The organism is Rhodococcus aetherivorans, assembly GCF_011058165.1.
Lineage (GTDB): Bacteria > Actinomycetota > Actinomycetes > Mycobacteriales > Mycobacteriaceae > Rhodococcus > Rhodococcus aetherivorans.
The window spans coordinates 15274-29281 of sequence record NZ_JAALEG010000079.1 but is presented as its reverse complement, the minus strand read 5'-3'; the positions used below and the strand labels follow the sequence as shown (position 1 = coordinate 29281).

Annotated in this window: 12 protein-coding genes and 1 pseudogene; 7 read left to right on the top strand and 6 right to left on the bottom strand. The window is 66.1% G+C overall.

Going from position 1 to position 14008, the window contains the following annotated elements:
* Positions 1-538: 538 nt before the first annotated feature.
* From G6039_RS23790 to G6039_RS23780, 3 genes are all read right to left on the bottom strand, one after another.
* Positions 539-1648 (bottom strand): alcohol dehydrogenase catalytic domain-containing protein, encoded by a 1110-nt coding sequence (locus G6039_RS23790; RefSeq protein ID WP_006938963.1) that lies wholly within the window; start codon positions 1646-1648, stop codon positions 539-541.
* Positions 1649-1746: 98 nt separating this feature from the next.
* Entirely contained in the window at positions 1747-2367 is a 621-nt protein-coding gene (locus G6039_RS23785) for a cysteine hydrolase family protein (protein WP_006938964.1), read from the bottom strand.
* 33 nt (positions 2368-2400) lie between these two features.
* Positions 2401-3474 (bottom strand): LLM class flavin-dependent oxidoreductase, encoded by a 1074-nt coding sequence (locus G6039_RS23780; protein WP_043797907.1) that lies wholly within the window; start codon positions 3472-3474, stop codon positions 2401-2403.
* Positions 3475-3759: 285 nt separating this feature from the next.
* Here G6039_RS23780 and G6039_RS23775 point away from each other — a divergent pair, with 285 nt between their 5' ends.
* From G6039_RS23775 to G6039_RS23745, 7 genes and pseudogenes are all read left to right on the top strand, one after another.
* Entirely contained in the window at positions 3760-4500 is a 741-nt protein-coding gene (locus G6039_RS23775) for a GntR family transcriptional regulator (RefSeq protein ID WP_006938967.1), read from the top strand.
* A gap of 414 nt (positions 4501-4914) precedes the next feature.
* The gene (locus G6039_RS23770) at positions 4915-6270 is read left to right on the top strand and encodes an MFS transporter (protein WP_050034913.1); all 1356 of its coding nucleotides are present in this window, start codon (positions 4915-4917) and stop codon (positions 6268-6270) included.
* A gap of 13 nt (positions 6271-6283) precedes the next feature.
* Positions 6284-8185 carry an FAD-dependent monooxygenase gene (locus tag G6039_RS23765; protein WP_231385877.1) on the top strand — a complete coding sequence of 634 codons (1902 nt, stop codon included), beginning with the start codon at positions 6284-6286 and terminating at the stop codon, positions 8183-8185.
* Positions 8182-9051: an alpha/beta fold hydrolase gene (locus G6039_RS23760; protein ID WP_006938972.1), complete on the top strand. Its 870-nt coding sequence runs from the start codon at positions 8182-8184 to the stop codon at positions 9049-9051. Before G6039_RS23765 ends, G6039_RS23760 begins: the two co-directional genes overlap by 4 nt.
* 134 nt (positions 9052-9185) lie before the next feature.
* Entirely contained in the window at positions 9186-10130 is a 945-nt protein-coding gene (locus G6039_RS23755) for a 3-carboxyethylcatechol 2,3-dioxygenase (RefSeq protein ID WP_006938974.1), read from the top strand.
* 47 nt (positions 10131-10177) lie between these two features.
* Positions 10178-10279: pseudogene (locus tag G6039_RS23750) on the top strand (hypothetical protein); the annotation flags it as partial.
* A 2-nt stretch (positions 10280-10281) separates the two neighbouring features.
* A complete protein-coding gene (locus G6039_RS23745) occupies positions 10282-11046 on the top strand; it encodes an SDR family oxidoreductase (RefSeq protein WP_043797914.1) in 765 nt (254 codons plus the stop codon).
* A gap of 156 nt (positions 11047-11202) precedes the next feature.
* On the opposite strand, the gene G6039_RS23740 is transcribed toward G6039_RS23745, so the two are convergent.
* From G6039_RS23740 to G6039_RS23730, 3 genes are read right to left on the bottom strand one after another with little or no spacing between them, the layout of a single operon-like run.
* Positions 11203-11739 (bottom strand): flavin reductase family protein, encoded by a 537-nt coding sequence (locus G6039_RS23740; RefSeq protein WP_051446006.1) that lies wholly within the window; start codon positions 11737-11739, stop codon positions 11203-11205.
* 57 nt (positions 11740-11796) lie between these two features.
* The gene (locus G6039_RS23735; protein ID WP_043797917.1) at positions 11797-12600 is read right to left on the bottom strand and encodes an alpha/beta fold hydrolase; all 804 of its coding nucleotides are present in this window, start codon (positions 12598-12600) and stop codon (positions 11797-11799) included.
* Positions 12597-13868, bottom strand: a complete 1272-nt coding sequence (locus G6039_RS23730) for an LLM class flavin-dependent oxidoreductase (RefSeq protein ID WP_043797920.1) — start codon at positions 13866-13868, stop codon at positions 12597-12599. The genes G6039_RS23735 and G6039_RS23730 overlap by 4 nt, the downstream gene beginning before the upstream one ends.
* Between the last annotated feature and the right edge of the window lie 140 nt (positions 13869-14008).

Here is a 14008-nt window from a genome sequence, read left to right as displayed (position 1 = left end):
AGCCGGCGGGGCGGGCTGCGGGAACAGGAAATCCGCGGATCCGGTGGGCAGCAGGTCGGCGAGCGAGAATGCGTTCGCGGTGGCCGGAGCGGCGACGACGAGGGCAGCGCACCCGGCCGCGGTGGCGATGAGCCGACGAATCTTCATGTGTGTCTCTTTCTCTCGGGACGGCGCACGGATCGGGGGAATCCGCGCGGCCGCTCGATTATCCCTTTTGTCCATTCGCGGCACCGCATCGATCCCTTCTTCGATCATGAGAACTCGCTGATGTCGGTCTCCCCGAGGTTTCACGCGTGGGAACCACGGCTGGTGGTGCGCAACAGGGCGCACCGACGACAGGAGGACGATCATGGAGTTCGGCAGGAAGTGGATCGCAGTGGGAAATGAGCTTTGCTATCTCCAGACTCACATGATTTCGGCTATCGGCACTGAACCTGCAATGCGCGCGTAGCTACCGGCGCTGAATGCAGATGACCTTCGCATCTTCATCGCAAAGGCCATCTGCACCGAGTCTCGCTCTTATCTTTCGCGTGTCACCTCAGGGAACGCTGATGAAGTTCGAAAATCCGCCATGTCGGGCAGGCAGGTCTGCGAGTGCTTCGTTGATCTTCTCGAGCGGGAAACTGTGGTGTTCGAAGACCGAGAGGTCGAGGACCCCGGCGCCAGCGAGGTCGGCCATGTCCTGGGCTTCGGCGGTGGAGAACCACAAGCTGCCGAGCACGCTGATCTGCCGGCACATCAGCGAGAACATATCCAGCGGTGGGCGTTCCATCATGCCGCCGATATCGACCGCGACGCCACCGCGACGGAGGGTGGTAATGGCGTCGAGGAACGATTCGGCAGGGGCGCCGGGACCGAGGGCGTCGATGACGATGTCGACGCCCTCGCCGTGGTTGTGCTCGTGCACCCAGCTGCGCAGCTCACCCTCCCCGGCGGGGAGGACGTGGATGCGGTCGGGGGCGATCGCGCGGACGTCGTCGAGCAGGCCGGCGTTGCGGCCGGTGCCGAAGATGCGGGTCGCGCCGAGCGCGAGGGCGTTCAGGCAGGTGCCCAGGCCCAGAGTTCCTGAGATGCCGTCGATCAGGACCGTGGTGCCCGGGCCGGCGCCGGCCTTGCGCAGTGCCGAGTAGCCGGTGCCGAGATAGCCGAAGCGGGCGCCTTCCTCGAAGCTGACCGTGTCGGGCAGTTTGACCAGATTGCGTTGGGGTGCGGTCAGATACTCGCTGAGGCCGCCATAGGGGTAGGCGTCGAACATTTTCTGGCCGTCGGCGCCGAAGGAGAAGTAGCCCATGAAGGTATAGCGGTCACAGTTCTGATCGTTGCCCTGCCGGCAGGCGCGGCAGCCGCCGCAGGAGATGCCGGGGTTGACGTAGACCCGGTCACCGACGGCGACGTCGGTGACATGGCTGCCGACGGCGGCGACGACACCGGCAGAGTCGAGACCGAAGACGGCGGGGAGCTTGGGCAGCGGCAGATAGGGGAACCATTCGCTGTAGGTGGCCAGGACGTTGCTCAGGTTCGGCACGACGTTGCATGCCTTGACCTGTACCAGCACATCGGTCGGCCGTGGCTCGGGAACAGGGAGGTCCTCGATCTGCATCGGCTGATTGATCTCGTGGAGGCGGGCCACACGCATGGTGGACTTCATGTACGAAAACTCCTGATATTTAGTGTGTTTGGTCGCGGTCTATAGGTGGGGATGTACGGCGCGGTCATGTGCCCGCATCGAAGCGAGCTTCGGTGTGATCAGGCGCGGGTGCCGGTGACCGTCGCGGTCAGGGCGGTGCGGACCTCGTCGACGGTGCTGATCTCGGCCAGCAGTCCGAGTGAGTCGATGCTCGCGTGGTGCGCTGCGGGGGTGGCTGCGGAGCATGCATCTTCGACGATCACCACCCGGTAGCCGAGATCGCTGGCCACCCGGGCAGTGCCCTCGACGGAGGCGTTCGTGGCCACTCCGGCGAAGACGAGAGTGGTGATGCCCTTCTCGCGCAGGACGGTGTCGAGGTCGGTACGAGCGAACGCGCCGATGCGCTGATGGGTGAGCACGATGTCATCTCCGTGCGGTGCGAGCGGTTCAACGATCTCGGCGAGTTCGCTGCCCTCTTTGAGGCAGCCGGATTGAGCGACGATGCCCAGCAGGGGTGAATTGACCTCGAGATCGGAGAAGTCGGGCTTCCACGCGACCCGGGTGTAGACGACGGTTGCGGCGGCCGTGCGGGCGGCGGCGATGAGCGCGGCAATCTGGTCGATGACGTGGCGTACGGTGACCTGCTGGTGGAAGAAGTCGGCGAAGGCGCCGGTGGGGCCGACGATGTCGCCTTGGCAGTGCACTGCCACGACGGCGGTGGTGCGCGGGTCGAGTTCCATCAAGAGCTCCTGGCTGGGAAAGGGTGGGGGCGGTCAGGCGTGGGCGAGGATCGAGTGCCCGATGTTGTCGATGTCGCGGGCAGCGGTGAACGGGTTGGACAGGAAGACCTGGAGTATGTCGACGCCGGCCTCGCGCATCAGGGCCGCCTTCTCGCGCAGGTCGGCGGGGGATCCGTACAGGCACCAGTAGTCGACGAGTTCTTTGGTGATGATCGGACGGTGTCGGGGATCGAGTCCGCGCAGGTATTTCGCCCAGACATCGAGGTAGTGCGGCTGGTCCGGGGTCTTCGGGTCAGCGAGGTACTGCTGGGCGGCGGTGAGGGACGCGTCGACAATCGGATCGCCGAGCTCTTCGCGGTGCTGGTCCATCAGCCCGGCGTTGGTGATGCATGAGCTGATCGGGCCGGAACCGAAGCCGTTGGTGACGCCGTCTTCCCAGGTTTCCCCGTTGCCGAGTTGGTAGAACCACGACAGAGAGACGAGCTTGACCGAACCCGGTGCCCGGTCGGCATCGGCGACCGCCTTGTCGAGTTCGCGGCGGATCAGGCCGATCATGTCGGTGTCGGGCCCGAGGCAGTAGACGACGGCGTCTGCGTACTTCGCCGCCTCGGCGAGCCCGCGGGGTCCGCCGGCCGCGACCCAGATTGGTATGTGGTCGGTGACGTTGTAGAAGCCACTGTCCTTGTCGAGGAACTCCACTTCCCGGGACTGCCCGAGCCAATGGTGGGTGACCCGGTGGCCGGCCATCAGCTCTCGTGAGACTTCGATGGCGTGGGTGAGTTCGGAGATCTTCGCGGTGCGGTTGCCCATCGAGCGCAGGGCGTTGTTGGCGGTGCCGATGCCGAGGAAGGTCCGGCCGGGGGCCAGGGCGTTGAGGGTGGCCATCGAATTGGCGGTGACCGGGGCGATCCGGGTCAGCGGATTGGTGACCATGGTGCCCAGGTTGATGGTGCTGGTGTGCTGGGTGGCAAGGGCGAGGAACTGGTAAGGGTCGGAGAACAGCAAGGGGCCTTCGCCGACGCCGAAGTGTGTGATGCCCAGGTCCTCGGCCCGTTTCACCACTGCGACCTGATCGATCTTGGCGCAGGTACCGATACAGAATTCCATGTTCTTCTCCTTGCATGTGGCCCGCGTTGCCGAGGGCACTGCTCGGCCTGTCGCCCGCAGAGGGCGCATGTCCGGGTGCCGGGATATGGCGCGTACGGCGTGCCCTCCGGCGTTAACCCCGAGGTTGGCCACGATGCCCCGTCCATCAGGTCTGGAATGCTAGCGTTCCAGACGAAGGTAACCCACAGTGACTCACACCACAAGTACTAGAATGCAAGCTGTTGCGGTGAGCGCCGCGGCATAAGGGGGAGCCATGTCCGGGACGCCGACGGAAAGCCTGACTCGATGACCACCACCGACACCGGCCCCAAGCCGGGCAGTGAGGCCGCCGCCCTGCTCGCCAATGTCCGCACCTCGGGGGCGCGGCTGTCCTCCGCGTTGTACGACATTCTGAAGAACCGGCTGCTCGAAGGGCGCTATGCGGCAGGCGAGAAGATCGTCGTCGAGTCGATCCGGCAAGAGTTCGGGGTGAGCAAGCAGCCCGTCATGGACGCTCTGCGCCGCCTGTCCAGCGACAAGCTGGTCCACATCGTCCCCCAGGTCGGTTGCGAGGTCGTCTCCTACGCCCCGCGCGAAGTGGAAGACTTCTACACCCTGTTCGGCGGTTTCGAAGGGACCATCGCCGCGGTAGCGGCCTCCCGGCGGACCGAGGCCCAGTTGCTGGAGCTGGACCTGATCTCGGCGCGGGTCGACGCCCTGATCACCTCCCACGACCCGGTGGTCCGCGCCCGCGGGTACCGCGTGCACAACCGGGAGTTCCATGCGGCCATCCACGCGATGGCGCACTCGCGGATCATGGAGGAGACCAGCCAGCGAATGTGGGATCTGTCGGACTTCCTGATCAACACCACCGGCATCACCAACCCGCTCTCGAGCGCACTGCCCGACCGGCAGCATGACCACCACGAAATCACCGAGGCCATCCGCAACCGTGACGCAGCTGCCGCCCGCGAGGCCATGGAACGCCACATCGTCGGCACCATCGCAGTAATCCGCGACGAATCCAACGCCCAGCTGCCGAGCTAGACCCCGATACCCGGGCCATCGACCGGCTCCGCTATCGCGCCACCTACGCCGAGGGGGGACTCTCGGCCGTAGCGCTGCCGACGATCCACCGGCACCCTCCGCGCTGACCCCTGTCTCGCCCCAGAGGGCCGGCGCGCCGTCGATCACCTTTACCCTCATCCAGAGACTTGCGTCACCCTCTATGCCCGAGTAGCGTCTGAACTAGACGTCTAGCATTCTAGTTGAGTGCTCCCTCTCGAAGATTCTCCAGAGAACCCCTCTCGAACATCCCCAGAAGAAAGGAGCGGCCATGACGACCGCTTCGCACGCATCGTCCTTCGGGGCACGAGCCCACTTCCGCCCACAGATCGGGGAAGCCCGACCGTGAGCACCACACCTACCTCCCCGACGAAGACCTCACCGCTGCGGGTAGCGATGGCCAGCTTCATCGGTACCACCGTCGAGTACTACGACTTCTTCATCTACGGCACCGCGGCCGCGCTGGTATTCCCTGAGTTGTTCTTCCCGGATGTCTCGTCCGCGATCGGAATCCTGTTGTCGTTCGCGACCTTCGGCGTTGGGTTCCTCGCCCGTCCGCTGGGTGGCATAGTGTTCGGGCACTTCGGTGACCGGGTCGGCCGCAAGCAGATGCTGGTGATCTCCCTGGTCGGAATGGGCTCGGCCACCGTACTGATGGGATTGTTGCCCGGTTACGCCCAAATCGGGATCGCCGCCCCCATCCTGCTGACCCTGCTGCGCCTGGTGCAGGGCTTTGCCGTCGGCGGCGAGTGGGGTGGAGCCACCCTGATGGCCGTCGAGCACGCCCCCACCGCGAAGAAGGGCTTTTTCGGATCCTTCTCCCAGATGGGGGCACCCGCCGGGACCAGCGTCGCAACCCTGGCGTTCTTCGCGGTCTCCCAATTGCCCGACGAGCAGTTCCTGAGTTGGGGCTGGCGACTGCCGTTCCTGTTCAGCGCGGTGCTGATCGTGATCGGGCTGTTCATTCGCCTGTCCCTGGCCGAAAGCCCCGACTTCGCCGAGGTGAAGGCACAGAGCGCCGTGGTGCGAATGCCGATCGCCGAAGCGTTCCGCAAGCACTGGAAGGAAATTCTCCTCATCGCGGGCACCTACCTGTCCCAAGGAGTGTTCGCCTATATCTGCATGGCCTACCTCGTCTCCTACGGCACCACCGTCGCGGGGATCAGCCGCACCTTCGCCCTGGCCGGAGTATTCGTCGCCGGCATCGTCGCCGTCCTCCTCTACCCCGTGTTCGGCGCTCTGTCCGACACTTTCGGCCGCAAGACCATGTACCTGCTCGGCGCCGCCGCGATGGGTGTGGTGATCGCCCCCGCCTTCGCACTGATCAACACCGGCAACCCGTGGCTGTTCATGGCCGCGCAGGTGCTGGTCTTCGGAATTGCAATGGCCCCCGCCGCCGGCGTGACAGGCTCCCTGTTCACGATGGTCTTCGACGCGGACGTGCGCTACAGCGGTGTCTCTATCGGCTACACCATCTCCCAGGTCGCCGGCTCCGCGTTCGCCCCGACGATCGCGACCGCCTTGTACGCCTCCACCAACACCAGCAACTCGATCGTGACCTACCTGCTGATCGTCTCGGCCATCTCGATCGTCTCGGTGATCCTGCTGCCCGGCGGCTGGGGGCGCAAGGGCGCTGCGAGCCAGCTCACTCGCGACCAGGCCACCTCCACACCGAAAATGCCTGACAACGAAACATTTTCGACTCGGACAGTTCCGGACACCGCAGCATCCCTGCGCGTCCTCGACAAGTGAAGTGATGACAGACATGAGTGACCACGACCGCACCTCCTACGACACCGACGTCGTGATCGTCGGCCTCGGCCCCGCCGGTGGCACAGCGGCGCTTGCCCTGGCCAGCTACGGCATCCGCGTTCACGCCGTCTCGATGTTCCCCTGGGTGGCGAACTCGCCGCGCGCGCACATCACCAACCAGCGCGCCGTCGAAGTGCTGCGTGACCTGGGCGTCGAAGACGAGGCGCGCAACTACGCCACCCCGTGGGACCAGATGGGCGACACGCTGTTCACCACGAGCCTGGCCGGCGAGGAGATCGTCCGGATGCAGACCTGGGGTACGGGCGATATCCGCTACGGGGACTACCTGTCCGGAAGCCCCTGCACGATGCTCGACATTCCGCAGCCCCTGATGGAGCCGGTGCTGATCAAGAACGCCGCCGAACGTGGTGCGGTCATCAGCTTCAACACCGAATACCTCGACCACGCCCAGGACGAGGACGGGGTGACCGTCCGGTTCCGCGACGTCCGCTCGGGCACCGTGTTCACCCAGCGAGCCCGCTTCCTGCTCGGTTTCGACGGCGCACGATCGAAGATCGCCGAACAGATCGGGCTTCCGTTCGAAGGTGAACTCGCCCGCGCCGGTACCGCGTACATCCTGTTCAACGCGGACCTGAGCAAATATGTCGCTCATCGGCCGAGCATCTTGCACTGGATCGTCAACTCGAAGGCCGGTTTCGGTGAGATCGGCATGGGTCTGCTGCGCGCGATCCGACCGTGGGACCAGTGGATCGCCGGCTGGGGCTTCGACATGGCGAACGGCGAGCCGGATGTCTCCGACGACGTTGTCCTCGAACAGATCCGGACCCTCGTCGGCGACCCGCACCTGGACGTCGAGATCGTGTCGAGGTCCTTCTGGTACGTCAACCAGCAGTGGGCTGAGCACTACCAGTCCGGTCGAGTGTTCTGCGGCGGCGACGCGGTGCACCGGCATCCGCCGAGCAGCGGGCTGGGCTCGAACACGTCCATGCAGGACGCGTTCAACCTGGCATGGAAGATCGCGTTCGTCGTGAAGGGGTATGCAGGACCGGGTCTGCTCGAGTCCTACTCTCCTGAGCGTGTTCCGGTCGGCAAACAGATCGTCGCTCGCGCCAACCAGTCCCGCAAGGACTACGCCGGGCTGCGCGAATGGTTCGATCACGAGAGCGACGACCCGGTCGCCGCCGGCCTGGCAAAGTTGAAGGAACCCTCGTCCGAAGGTGTTGCTCTGCGTGAGCGGCTGTACGAGGCGCTGGAGGTGAAGAACGCCGAATTCAACGCCCAGGGCGTCGAACTCAACCAGCGCTACACCTCGTCCGCGGTCGTTCCCGACCCCGAGGCGGGCGAGGAAGTGTGGGTGCGCGATCGTGAGCTGTACCTGCAGGCCACCACCCGGCCGGGCGCGAAGCTGCCGCATGCGTGGCTGGTCGGCGCCGACGGAACCCGCATCTCCACCCTCGACGTCACCGGCAAGGGAATGATGACCCTGCTGACCGGACTCGGCGGCCAGGCATGGAAGCGTGCCGCCGCCAAACTCGACCTGCCGTTCCTGCGGACCGTCGTTGTCGGCGAACCCGGCACCATCGACCCTTACGGATACTGGCGGCGGGTCCGCGACATCGACGAGGCCGGCGCCCTGCTCGTGCGGCCCGACGGCTACGTCGCGTGGCGACACAGTGCTCCGGTCTGGGACGACACCGAAGCGCTCACCAGCCTCGAGAACGCTCTCACCGCGGTCCTCGACCACTCGGCCAGCGACAACGGGAACCCGAGCGGCACAAACGAGCCGCAGTACAGCACCCGGGCCGTGCCGATCGTCGTTCCGCACGTTACCGCCGAGGATGCAGCACCAGCTTCCGCCACCCGCACCACCACAGTCGAGGGAGAGAACCGATGACCCGTCCTTACACCAGCGTCTGGGACGACCTGAACCAGGTCGAGTTCAGCCAGGGATTCATCCAGGCCGGCCCCTACCGGACCCGATACCTGCACGCCGGCGACTCGTCCAAGCCCACGCTGATCCTGCTGCACGGCATCACCGGCCACGCCGAGGCGTACGTGCGCAATCTGCGCTCGCATTCCGAGCACTTCAACGTCTGGGCAATCGACTTCATCGGCCACGGCTACTCGACCAAGCCCGACCACCCGCTCGAGATCAAGCACTACATCGACCACGTGCTGCAGTTCCTGGACGCCATCGGCGTCGAGAAGGCCTCGTTTTCCGGGGAGTCTCTCGGCGGCTGGGTCACCGCCCAGTTCGCGCACGACCATCCCGAGAAGGTCGACCGGATCGTGCTCAACACCATGGGCGGCACCATGGCCAACCCTCAGGTGATGGAACGTCTCTATACCCTGTCGATGGAAGCGGCGAAGGACCCGAGCTGGGAACGCGTCAAAGCACGCCTCGAATGGCTCATGGCCGACCCGACCATGGTCACCGACGACCTGATCCGCACCCGCCAGGCCATCTTCCAGCAGCCGGATTGGCTCAAGGCCTGCGAGATGAACATGGCACTGCAGGACCTCGAAACCCGCAAGCGGAACATGATCACCGACGCCACTCTCAACGGCATCACGGTGCCCGCGATGGTGCTGTGGACCACCAAGGACCCCTCCGGTCCGGTCGACGAAGCCAAGCGCATCGCCTCCCACATCCCGGGCGCCAAGCTGGCCATCATGGAGAACTGTGGCCACTGGCCCCAGTACGAGGACCCCGAGACCTTTAACAAGCTGCATCTGGACTTCCTCCTCGGTCGCAGCTGACACAGACCCCGGCCGGTGCCGCCAACCCCTGCAACCCGGGCGGCACCGGCCGGATCCCACTTACCCGACCTATTGCGCTCTCGTCCGGACCCCCGGAGAGAAAGCGCCGAAGCAGCAGCAAGGAGACCGCCGCGATGCCTGTAGCGCTGTGCGCGATGTCGCACTCCCCCCTGATGGGACGCAACGACCCCGAACAGGAAGTCATCGACGCCGTCGACGCCGCATTCGACCACGCGCGCCGGTTCGTCGCCGACTTCGCCCCCGATCTCATCGTCATCTTCGCCCCCGACCACTACAACGGCGTCTTCTACGACCTGCTGCCGCCGTTCTGTATCGGTGCCGCCGCGCAGTCCGTCGGCGACTACGGCACCGAAGCCGGCCCTCTCGACGTCGACCGTGACGCCGCCTACGCAGTCGCCCGCGAAGTCCTCGACAGCGGCATCGACGTCGCATTCTCCGAACGCATGCACGTCGACCACGGATTCGCCCAAGCACTCCAATTGCTGGTCGGATCGATCACCGCCGTGCCGACCGTGCCGATCTTCATCAATTCGGTCGCCGAACCGCTCGGCCCGGTCAGCCGGGTACGGCTGCTCGGCGAGACGGTCGGGCGGGCCGCTGCCAAGCTGGACAAGCGTGTGCTGTTCGTCGGATCCGGCGGCCTGTCCCACGACCCGCCGGTCCCGCAGTTCGCCACCGCGCCAGAGGAAGTGCGCGAGCGGTTGATCGACGGCCGCAATCCCAGTGCCGCCGAACGTGATGCCCGCGAACAGCGCGTCATCACCGCCGGGCGGGACTTCGCCGCCGGCACCGCCGCCATCCAGCCACTGAACCCCGAATGGGACCGGCACCTGCTCGACGTCCTCGCCTCCGGCGACCTCGAGCAGATCGACGCGTGGACCAACGACTGGTTCGTCGAACAGGCCGGACACTCCTCCCACGAAGTGCGCACCTGGATCGCCGCGTACGCGGCAATGAGCGCCGCCGGGAAGTACCGCGTCACCTCGACCTTCTACCGCGAAATCCACGAGTGGATAGCAGGATTCGGAATTACTACCGCCGTCGCCGTCGACGAATAGACCCCGCCGCTCCCGCCCCGCAGTCCCAACGAAAGGTGGCCCCGGATGACCTCCGTCCGCCCGTGCTCGCCGTCGGTGAACGCGGGCTGGTCGGTGGGCAGGAAGACCTCATCGCCGACATCGCCCTCGACCTCGCAGCTCGTCAGTAGGAATGCACACGGGCCGAGGAGTCGCGCTGGTCACCGGGGCCAGCCGCGGCATCGGGGCGGCCATCGCAGATGCGGTGGCCGCCTCCGGTGCCGCCGTAATCGTCCACTACGGATCCGATCGGACGGCCGCCGCTGCGGTGGTCGACGGCATCACGGCTGCCGGGGGCCTCGCGGCTGCGGTCCAGGCCGACCTGTCCCGACCCGAGGGGCCTGAAGAGCTGATGCGGGAGTTCGACTCCGCGCTCGACGGTCTCGGGCTCGACCGAGGGCTCGACATCCTCGTCAACAACGCCGGAATCAGTCGGCGCGGAGCGCTCGAGCGCGTCACTGTCGAGGATTTCGACCGTCTGGTCGCACTCAACCAGCGCGCCCCGTTCTTCGTGACTCGGCATGCCCTGCCCCGGATGCACGACGGCGGTCGCATCGTCAACATTTCCTCCGGATCCGCCCGCTACGCCAGACCCGACGTCATCAGGTACGCCATGACCAAGGGGGCGATCGAGGTGTTCACCCGCGCCCTCGCCGTAGACGTCGGCGAACGAGGCATCACCGCCAACGCCGTGGCGCCGGCCGCGCTCGATACCGACATGAACGCGCACTGGCTTCGCGGTGACGACCATGCCCGCACCACCGCCGCGTCCACCACTGCACTGCGAAAACTCGCCACCGCGGAGGACATCGCCGCGATCGTGGCCTTCCTCGTCAGCGCCGCCGCCGGTGCGATCACCGGGCAGGTCATCGACGCCACCAACGGCAACCGGCTCTAACCAGAACTTGCCCGGTCCCGGGTCTACTCTCACCGCTTGGAGAGATCGGGCACGAGAGGCTTGCGGTGCATCGTATGCGGCCGCCTCGAATCCAAGCGGACGAAGAATCCAGACTTGCCGGTCACGCCCCGACAGGCATGGAGGCGGCCGGACCGATCATTCCCAGGAGCCGGAGCTGTGAAGCTGGGATGTCTGCCCGCGGTAGTACACCAACGGCCGGTTGTCGCTGAAGTCGACGTCGGTGACGCGGCCGATCATGCCGAGGTGGTCCCCGGCTTCGAAAACATGGTCCTGCTCGCACAGCACCGTGGTGACGGCGTTCTTGATGGTGGGGATTCCGTGGTGATATTCCCACTCACCGAGGTCGAACTTCGCTCCGTCGAGTCGAGCGAAGCCGTGGCAGATCTCGGCTTGATCCTCGGCGAGGACGTTGATGCAGAATGTGCGACAGCGCCGAAGCTGGTCGAACGTCGATGATCCGGAGAAGGCGAAGAACGCCACCAACGGTGGATCGAGCGATACCGAGGTCAGCGAGCCGATGGTCATGCCGACCGGTTCCCCGTCACACAGGGCGGTGACGACGGCGACCGAGGTGGGCACGCGGCCCATGGCCCGCCGGATCGTCGTCGCATCGACCTCGTGCTCGTCGGCCGGTCGGGTATCGCGTGCGGGGGGTTGCAGCGTTGTGGTCATGGTCGGTTTCCTGGGAGGTCGGGGACCCGGTCGGGAGGACACCGGTGCCTGCTCGGGTCAGAGGAGGAATTTGTCGACGGCTTCGACTGTGTCGTCGAGTTTTTCCACCTGGGGGATGTGGCCGCAGTCGTCGACGATGGTGACGGTGCTGTCGGCGATGAGCTTGTGGAACTGATCGGCGTAGTCCACCGAGATGAGCCTGTCGTTGCGGCCCCACACGATCAGCGTGGGTGCGGTGATGCGGTGCAGGCGGTGCCGCAGGCCGCGGTCGGGGATGGGCCAGGCGAACTTGCCGGTGCAGCCGAACGCCCACACCATCGCCGCGGCCGCGGCCTGCTGCTGGGCGAGGTCGTCGGAGGGTGCGAGCATCGCCTGGGCGGCCGGGCTCGCCGGGTCGTGGAACAGCAGGGCCGGTAGCTGGTCGGGGGGTGTGGCGATCCAGTTGGCGACCGGGGCGGTCTCGGTCCACAGCCCGATCGGGTCGAGCAGGACCAGCTTGTCGGGCAGGGTGGGGAAGGTGGCGGCGAGTTCGGCGGCGAGCATGCCGCCGAAGGACTGCCCGATCACCACGGGATGGTCGAGCCCGAGGGTGCGGACCAGCTCCTCGTAGGCCAGCACCATGTCGCTGAGGGTGTCGATGGTGTGGATGGCGTACGGGTTGCCCTCGCTGGTGCCGGGGAATTCGGGGGCGTAGACGGTGTACCGGGAGGCCAAATGGGACAGGAACGGATCCCACGCCAGACCGGCGGCCGGGTGCAGATACAGCAGCGGTGCGCCGGCGCCGGCGACCTTGACGGTGATGGCGAGCCGGCCGCCCCAGACGTCGACGGTCTGTTCGGTGATGGTGGGTGTGGTGCTCATCGGGCGTTCGCTCCTGCCTTCGTGGTGGCGGTGATGTCGTAGGCGATGGGGGTGCCGCCGAGTCGGCTCGGCCACCAGTGGTGTTCGTGGTCGGTGTCGGTCCACAGCGTGCGCAGCCGCGGCAGGACCTCCTCGGCGAACAGGTGGATGTTCTTCATCACCAGGTGCCGGGGCAGCGAGCCGAAGCCGAGCATGGCGTGCAGATTGCCGATGCCGTATTCGCGGCAGAAGGCGAGCAGCTGTTCGGCGACGGTGTCGGGGCTGCCGACCACCACGACACCGGCCTCGACCAGATCGCGGAAGGTGGCGGTGCGCATGCGGTGGTACAGGCCGAAGTCGCCGGGGTCCTTGATCAGGGCCTTGACGCCGTTGATGTCGATGGCGCCGGGCAGGCCGAGCTTCTCGATCGGGATCGAGCCCAGGCCCTTGCGGAAGGCGTACTCGGCGTGCGGACCGTACTCGGTCTCGGCGCGTTCGTCGGTCTCGGCGACGGCGATGGTCTGCAGGAACCCGATGCGGTAGGGATTGCGGGCGACGCCGGCCTCGTCGGCCTGTTCCCACATGCGGTCGAAGATGCGCTTGCCGGTCAGCTTGGCGCCGAACCAGCTCAGGTAGTTGAACCCGAAGCCGCGGTCGAAGCACATCCGCATGGTGCGTGGGTTGCCGATGCCGGTGATCCACACCGGCACGTTCTCCTGCAGCGGCCGCGGCCACATGTTCACCATCGGATATTGGGTGTAGCGGCCGTTCCAGGCGAACGGTTCCTGCTCGCGCCAGGCCCGCAGGACCAGTTCGAGGTTCTCGTCGAACCGGGGGCGGACCTCGATCGGCGGGATGCCGTTGTTGATGTTGGCGTCGTAGCTCAGACCCACGGTCAGTCCGGCGACCAGGCGGCCGCCGCTCATCACGTCGATCATCGCGTATTCCTCGGCGGCCCGGAGCGGCTCGCGGGCTTTGCCCAAAGAGCGGCCCATCGGGTAGACGGCGACGTCGAGTCCCTCGGTCTCGGTCATGTAGGCCAGCGCGCTCGAGATCAGATCGGGGTTGGGGACCATGTCGTAGCTGCTCTGGCCGTGTTCGGTGACCGCGACGCCGTCGTAGCCGCTGCGGGCCCCGAGCATGAGCTCGTCCATGAAGTCCCGGATCGAGGAGTACATCCCGTCCCGGGTGACGAGCGAGTACGGGATGCTGCACACCGACTCGTATTTGGTCTCGAAGTCGTCGGGCAGGTACCGGTACGGCGCCTGCAGGAACAGGTTGACCTTCACGTGTTCTCCTCCACAAGTGCGACGAGGTGAGAAACGCCCAGCCCGCGGTCCCACCGGAACGAGAGGCCCGTCACTGTCCGGGGTCGGTGTGATCCAGCTCTCGAAGATGAGGCTAGGAGGCAGAAACCTAGATGTCTAAC